Here is a 1,225-nt window from a genome sequence, read left to right as displayed (position 1 = left end):
CACAGGGATTTGCGCTGGACGCGGGGTGGAGCAGCCCGGTAGCTCGTCAGGCTCATAACCTGAAGGCCGCAGGTTCAAATCCTGCCCCCGCAACCAAATTCTACAGCTACTTAGCTTTGAAAAGGCGTCCTCCGGGGCGCCTTTTTTGCGTTCCGGGCTACATTCCGGGCAACGATTCCGCATGTGGCCGCCACTGCGGAAACGGGGCGCTGTTGAGTGCGGCAGTCGCCATGAACCGCCGCCCCTTGCAGGAGGCTGGTTCGAGCCGCAGATGCGCTTCTTACGGTAATTGCTCGTCGTGAACGGCTCGGCCCGGTATCGCGCAGGATGAGGGCGGCCTTGGCGGGTGTTGGCGGAAAATGCCCCGCGTTCATCTGGTGCTGGAGCTTGCGCGATTTGACAGCGCAAGCTCTTGATCCTGTTAGCGTATCACTCATTTTCGCGGCTTTCTAAGCTGTTCGCGGATCCACTGGTGCACGTCCGGGATCCACCAGACCTTCCTGCGTTTCGAGAATGGCACTGGAAGGGGGAACAGCCCCTTCTTGATATAGCGGTAGAGCGACCGTGGAGAGAGCGTAGTCATGCGGCATACCTCGCGCCTAGTATAGAAGCCAACCGTGTCATTGAAAATCATCGCCGTAACTCCAAACAAACGACCTCCTCCGCCTCTGCGACGGGGACTGAGATCCGTGGGACAATGCATGGGTTTCATCTAACGGACGGCACCGTAGCACAGGGAAGTGGCGCTGTCTATACTATAGCAAAGCCGGATATACTGACACTAAGACGGCCCGGTGTCAACAATATACTTTGAATCCTTGGTGCCCTGTGGCCGGTCCGAAGCGGCCCAGTCGCGACTCAAAGGCCATGCCAAAAGGAGTCAATGGCATTGACAAAACCTCGGAAGTAACATAATGATCATGTGGTGAGCGAAATGGTTCGTCCACGAGATTAAATGTAGAAAATGCATGCGCGACTCGCTATCGCGACGCCTTCCACACCAGAAGCCGTCCGCCCTGCACATTCGAAGAATTAAGTCTTACACCAAGGTTGTCGATAGTCACGTGTCGAGTCCTTGAAAGTAACTCTCTGCGGCGGCGGCCTCGGGCGTCGAACAAGCGACGGTTATCAAGCGTCATCGTGAACTGGTCCTTAGGCGACACGCAAATCTGGTCCGCCAAGGGTGTTTAGTTACTCTCCATACCGGCTGCCGTCGTGGACTTCT

Annotated in this window: 1 protein-coding gene and 1 tRNA gene; one reads left to right on the top strand and one right to left on the bottom strand. The window is 56.4% G+C overall.

What is annotated here, in order from left to right:
* The first annotated feature begins 19 nt into the window (after window positions 1-19).
* Window positions 20-96: transfer RNA gene (locus ASD01_RS25350), tRNA-Met, on the top strand.
* 337 nt (window positions 97-433) lie between these two features.
* Here ASD01_RS25350 and ASD01_RS37665 read toward each other — a convergent pair.
* The gene (locus ASD01_RS37665; protein ID WP_090429371.1) at window positions 434-634 is read right to left on the bottom strand and encodes a helix-turn-helix transcriptional regulator; all 201 of its coding nucleotides are present in this window, start codon (window positions 632-634) and stop codon (window positions 434-436) included.
* Window positions 635-1,225 lie beyond the last annotated feature (591 nt).

It is taken from the genome of Ensifer sp. Root423 (assembly GCF_001426275.1).
Taxonomy (GTDB): Bacteria; Pseudomonadota; Alphaproteobacteria; order Rhizobiales; family Rhizobiaceae; genus Ensifer; species Ensifer adhaerens.
Note: the sequence above shows the minus strand (reverse complement) of the source record. Positions and strands in the feature narration are given on the sequence as shown.

Coding starts and splice junctions, on each gene's coding strand:
- ASD01_RS37665 (WP_090429371.1), bottom strand. CDS start 634: ATGATTTTCAATGACACGGTTGGCTTCTATACTAGGCGCGAGGTATGC.